This window comes from Serratia sp. TMDUHS_CL, from assembly GCF_037137105.1.
Classification (GTDB): domain Bacteria; phylum Pseudomonadota; class Gammaproteobacteria; order Enterobacterales; family Enterobacteriaceae; genus Serratia; species Serratia nevei.
On sequence record NZ_JBBBDV010000026.1, the window covers coordinates 1 to 5,524 of the forward strand.

At 53.0% G+C, this 5,524-nt stretch carries 5 protein-coding genes, 4 tRNA genes and 1 other RNA gene; 8 read left to right on the plus strand and 2 right to left on the minus strand.

What is annotated here, in order from left to right:
- Positions 1-370 precede the first annotated feature (370 nt).
- Complete coding sequence (murB, locus tag WCL58_RS25130) at positions 371-1,408, plus strand: UDP-N-acetylmuramate dehydrogenase (RefSeq protein ID WP_060441477.1); 1,038 nt, start codon at positions 371-373, stop codon at positions 1,406-1,408.
- Entirely contained in the window at positions 1,405-2,367 is a 963-nt protein-coding gene (birA, locus tag WCL58_RS25135) for a bifunctional biotin--[acetyl-CoA-carboxylase] ligase/biotin operon repressor BirA (protein ID WP_033636716.1), read from the plus strand. Before murB ends, birA begins: the two co-directional genes overlap by 4 nt.
- A 45-nt stretch (positions 2,368-2,412) precedes the next feature.
- On the opposite strand, the gene coaA is transcribed toward birA, so the two are convergent.
- Complete coding sequence (coaA, locus tag WCL58_RS25140; protein WP_033636718.1) at positions 2,413-3,363, minus strand: type I pantothenate kinase; 951 nt, start codon at positions 3,361-3,363, stop codon at positions 2,413-2,415.
- 219 nt (positions 3,364-3,582) lie between these two features.
- Positions 3,583-4,131 (minus strand): GNAT family N-acetyltransferase, encoded by a 549-nt coding sequence (locus WCL58_RS25145; RefSeq protein WP_060441478.1) that lies wholly within the window; start codon positions 4,129-4,131, stop codon positions 3,583-3,585.
- Positions 4,132-4,527: 396 nt separating this feature from the next.
- Here WCL58_RS25145 and WCL58_RS25150 point away from each other — a divergent pair.
- The 6 genes from WCL58_RS25150 to WCL58_RS25175 form a co-directional block, all read left to right on the plus strand.
- Positions 4,528-4,603: transfer RNA gene (locus tag WCL58_RS25150), tRNA-Thr, on the plus strand.
- 25 nt (positions 4,604-4,628) lie between these two features.
- Positions 4,629-4,713 (plus strand) — tRNA-Tyr (locus tag WCL58_RS25155).
- Between the two features lie 46 nt (positions 4,714-4,759).
- A non-coding RNA gene (locus WCL58_RS25160) (RtT sRNA) lies at positions 4,760-4,875 on the plus strand.
- Positions 4,876-4,911: 36 nt separating this feature from the next.
- Positions 4,912-4,986, plus strand: a tRNA-Gly gene (locus WCL58_RS25165).
- A gap of 6 nt (positions 4,987-4,992) precedes the next feature.
- A tRNA-Thr gene (locus tag WCL58_RS25170) sits at positions 4,993-5,068 on the plus strand.
- 109 nt (positions 5,069-5,177) lie between these two features.
- On the plus strand, positions 5,178-5,524 hold a 347-nt coding region (locus WCL58_RS25175), incomplete at its 3' end, for a GTP-binding protein (RefSeq protein ID WP_040232596.1).

The window sequence follows — 5,524 nt, forward strand, 5'->3', positions numbered from 1 at the left end:
TAAAGCAAAAAGCCCTGAACGTCAGTTCAGGGCTTTTTGCTATGCGTAAAATAAATATCCTGACTGTATCTATTACTTTGAAAAATACCTTTTTGGCATATGTAGCTTAGTCTTATAAGGAAGCATAATGTTTTTTGTCGGGGAAATAGCCAGATCAATATATAATTGATAGCTTCAGATTATTATTTAAATAATAAAAATGCCTATTTATTAATATGTTGATGAGAATTATCCGGTTATATCAAAGATAAATCTTAATTCTTCAGTGTATTATTCGATAAATTTCACGTTAATTAAAACAAATATTAGCCAGACGCCTCGAATCGAGTAGACTAGGCGAAAGATTATTTCCGTATAGGTACTGAACGTTATGTCTACTGAAAGCGCGTCTTTAAAAAACCACAATACGTTTGCGCTCCCGGTCAACGCAGCGCACCTGATCATAGCCGATAGAATTGAGCAGATGCTCAAGGTTTGGCAACAAACGCGCAAGCGTCAGGAGCCGCTGCTGATTCTCGGTGAAGGTAGCAACGTGCTGTTCCTGGAGGATTTTTCGGGCACGGTCATGGTCAATCAGCTAAAGGGTATCGACGTCCGGGAAGATAACGATGCCTGGCATCTCCACGTCAGCTCCGGTGAGAATTGGCATGATCTGGTGCAATATACGCTGCAGGCCGGGATCTGCGGTCTGGAGAACCTGGCGTTGATTCCTGGATTGGCCGGCTCCGCGCCTATTCAGAACATCGGCGCCTACGGCGTCGAATTGAAAGACGTTTGCGAGTATGTCGACCTGCTGGATTTCTCTACCGGCGCTATCGATCGCATTCCGGCTGCCGAGTGTGCTTTCGGCTACCGGGAAAGTATTTTCAAACACCGTTTCCAAACCGGGCATGTCATTGTCGGGCTGGGTTTGCGCCTCAACAAACAGTGGCAACCCAAATTGAGCTACGGCGATCTGGCTAAGCTGGATCCCGCTACGGTGACGCCGCTTCAGGTATTTGAATCCGTATGCGCCATGCGCCGCAGCAAGCTGCCCGATCCGCGTGAAACCGGCAATGCCGGCAGCTTCTTCAAGAATCCGCTGGTGAACGCAGAGAAAGCCGCAGAACTCATCGCCAAATATCCTGGCATACCGCATTATCCGCAGCAGGATGGCCAGGTGAAGCTGGCCGCCGGCTGGCTTATCGACCAATGCGAGCTGAAAGGATATCGTCTCGGTGGTGCTGCGGTACACCGCCAGCAGGCGCTGGTGCTGGTGAACATCGACAACGCCCACAGCCAGGATGTGGTGGCGCTGGCGCGCCATGTACGCAAGACGGTGGCCGATAAATTTGGCGTCTGGCTGGAGCCTGAGGTGCGTTTTATTGGCGCGACCGGTGAGCTGAATGCCGTGGCGGTGCTGTCATGAAAGATACCAAGGTTCCGTTAAAACTGATCGCGCTGCTGGCCGACGGCGAATTCCATTCCGGGGAACACCTCGGTGAGTCACTCGGCATGAGCCGTGCTGCGATCAATAAGCATATTCAAACCATTCGCGAGTGGGGGCTGGATGTTTTTACCGTGCCTGGCAAAGGTTACAGCCTGCCTGGTGCCATCCAGCTGTTGGAAGCCGAGCGTATCCTCAGCCTGCTGGAAGACAAGCGTGTAAGCGTGTTGCCGGTGGTCGATTCCACCAACCAATACTTGCTGGACCGCATCGCCGAATTGCACTCCGGTGACGCCTGCGTCGCTGAATACCAACAGGCGGGGCGTGGGCGCCGCGGGCGGCAGTGGATCTCGCCATTTGGCGCTAATTTATACCTGTCGATGTTCTGGCGCTTGGAGCAAGGCCCGGCGGCGGCAATGGGGCTTAGCCTGGTGATCGGGATGGTGATGGCGGAAGTTCTGCAGCGTCTCGGTGCGGCAGACGTGCGCGTTAAGTGGCCTAACGATCTTTATCTGAACGATCGTAAACTGGCGGGGATCCTGGTCGAACTGACGGGAAAAACCGGCGATGCGGCTCAACTGGTCATCGGTGCCGGCATTAACCTGGCGATGCGGGATACCAACGCCAGCGCCATTACCCAGGGCTGGATTAACCTGCAGGAAGCGGGAATTCAGATCGATCGCAATGAGCTGGCTGCAACCCTGCTCAATGAGCTGCGTCAGTCGTTGAAACAGTTTGAGATAGACGGACTGGCGCCCTTTATCGGTCGCTGGCGTACCCTGGATAACTTTATCGACAGACCGGTCAAGCTCCTGATTGGCGAGCGGCAGATTGTGGGCATCGCCCGAGGTATCGATTCGCAGGGGGCGCTACTACTGGAACAAGACGGAGAGATAAAACCCTTCATCGGCGGGGAGATATCACTGCGCAGTGCGGAATAGTTAGAGAAAGGGGGACGGCAACGTCCCCTGAATCGATCGGTAGGCTTACTTTCTTAAACGCACGCTTTCAACGGCGTGGTTAGCGCTTTTGGTCATGATCAGGCTGGCGCGTTCGCGCGTAGGCAGTATATTCTGCTGCAAATTCAATCCGTTAATTTCATTCCACAATTGCGTGGCGATATTAATCGCTTCCGGTTCCGGTAATTTTGAATAGTGATGGAAATAAGAATCGGGATTGGAAAATGCGCCCTGACGGAATTTCAGGAAGCGATTGATATACCAGCTTTGCAATAGCGTCTCCGGGGCATCAACATATATAGAGAAGTCGACAAAATCGGAAACGAATACGCGATGCGGATCGTGAGGGTAATCCATACCGCTTTGCAATACGTTAAGCCCTTCCAGGATCAGAATATCCGGCTGCTCGATGACTTTATTGCCCTCGGGCACAACGTCATAGATCAAATGGGAATAAACCGGGGCGGTGACGCGTTTGGCGCCGGATTTCACTTCCGACACGAATTTCACCAGGCTATGCATATCGTAAGACTGCGGGAAGCCTTTTTTCTTCATCAGGCCGCGTTCGTTCAGCACCTTATTTGGATGCAAGAAACCGTCGGTCGTGATCAGCTCAACGCTGCGGTGTTCCGGCCAGCGGCTCAGCAGTGCCTGCAACAAGCGCGCTGTTGTGCTCTTACCGACGGCTACGCTGCCGGCGATGCCGATGACATAGGGAATTTTTTGCCCGTCGGTGCCGAGGAATTGCTCCAGTACCGCCTGCCGCCGCAGGTTGGAGCTGATATAGAAGTTCAACAGTCGTGACAGCGGCAGATAAATCTGCGCAACTTCTTCCAACGAGAGATCTTCGTTAATCCCTTTCAGTTTAACGATCTCTTCTTCCGACAACGTCAGCGGCACCGAATCTCTCAACGCAGCCCATTGGGTACGATCGAACTGTAGGTAGGGCGTTGCTAAAGATTGATCTCTTTTTATCATAAGCCAAATTCTGCCTGTTAACGCAGGTTGGGAAAGGCGCCGGACGCCAGCTCCAGAGAATAAACAAGCTGCATATTATAGACAGCTTCGTTTTTGGCGTAGACTTTTTTCGCAAAAGTTGTCGATAGGCAGCAGTTTATGTCAATTGTGCGAAGCGGCGCGCAGTTGATAAAGCGGGGTTGCAAGGCGGTATCATCGGGGCCGGATACCGCCTGAAGGCTAGCTGGCGATGGCGCGCGAAGGTTGGTTCACGGCGAACAGGCGTTTGTAATAAATAACGGTTGGATGGTAATGCCCATCGGGCCCTGCCGCATAATCCGGTAGCTCGCCCAAACAGCGATAACCCAGGCTGCGATAAAGCGCTTCTGCTGCCGAACCGGCCTGCGTATCCAGGTACAATAGCCCGCGCTGCTGTTGCAGTGCCGCGTGCTCCAGTGACTTCATCAGCGCCTGACCTACGCCGTTTCGGCGAGCGCGGCTATGCACCAACAGCTTCACTACCTCCGCACGATTACGGCCGTTCGGCTTCTGGCAGAGCTCGAGTTGCACGGTGCCAACGACGCCGCGCTCGTCACGGGCAATCCACAGCAGCAGTTCACCTTTGGCCAAGGCCGGCCGCAGACTGTGGAAGTAGCTTTCGGCGTCTTCGTGAGGGATTAAGGTGTCGTAACCGACAGAAGCGCCGTGCGTGACGGCATCGGTCAACAGGCGGGCCAATTCATCGCGGTAAATCGGTAGCGTAGCGGCGTTGATAGGCACTATTTTCATCGGTCATTCCTCCTGGGATGGGGGTAATGAAGAGAAGCAATAACTGAGCCACAGCGGCGAAAGGCATGGCGACGGCAAAAGGGCGAGGGATCAGTGTAGCCCACGCCGCAGTCCGGGGCAGGTATCCCCTTTTTGGTGCATCGATCCCGCTCACAGTTTACCTGCGCGGGTTAAGTGTTTTGAGAAGCCCGACACGGAGAAAGCGGCGCTCAAGGCTTGCAAAAAGTGGATAAAATTGTAGAGAATGATTGCCGCGAGTGATGAATGTTTGCACGCCGCAGGCTGCGAATTGCATGACAGTATGCAAAATTGACTGATTTATGAGCGAAAGTGCGCGTAAAGCAATTTTTTTGTTGCATAGGTCGCCCGCTCTACCTAGAATGCGCTGCACTTGATGCCGGCTTAGCTCAGTAGGTAGAGCAACTGACTTGTAATCAGTAGGTCACCAGTTCGATTCCGGTAGCCGGCACCATTCAAGTCACAAGTAGTTAAAATCTGGTGGGGTTCCCGAGCGGCCAAAGGGAGCAGACTGTAAATCTGCCGTCACAGACTTCGAAGGTTCGAATCCTTCCCCCACCACCAAATCTTGCCTTCGGCGATTAACTGAGATGCGATAAATACCGCAACGGTTGATGGCGGGAGGAGAGGGCGAAAGCCTTCGGCAAGGTTCGAGCTGTGCAGCGCAAGGCGCAGCCGGCCCGAAGGATGCGAGCCGAGTGATGAACAATCCTGCTCCATCCCAAAATTCTACAGAAAAATCAGGTAGCCGAGTTCCAGGATGCGGGCATCGTATAATGGCTATTACCTCAGCCTTCCAAGCTGATGATGTGGGTTCGATTCCCACTGCCCGCTCCAAGATGTGCTGATATAGCTCAGTTGGTAGAGCGCACCCTTGGTAAGGGTGAGGTCGGCAGTTCGAATCTGCCTATCAGCACCACTTCTTAATTTCTCGCCCCCTGATTTTCTTTCTGTTCTGGATTCAACGAGCAAATGCTTGGTTGATGTGGTGATACCACCGATTTATCCGTGTCTTAGAGGGACAATCGATGTCTAAAGAAAAGTTTGAACGTACAAAACCGCACGTTAACGTCGGTACTATCGGCCACGTTGACCACGGTAAAACTACCCTGACTGCAGCGATCACTACCGTACTGGCTAAAACCTACGGCGGTTCTGCACGTGCTTTCGACCAGATCGATAACGCGCCAGAAGAAAAAGCTCGTGGTATCACCATCAACACCTCTCACGTTGAGTATGACACCCCGACTCGTCACTACGCGCACGTTGACTGCCCAGGGCACGCCGACTACGTGAAAAACATGATCACCGGTGCTGCTCAGATGGACGGCGCGATCCTGGTAGTAGCTGCGACTGACGGCCCAATGCCTCAGAC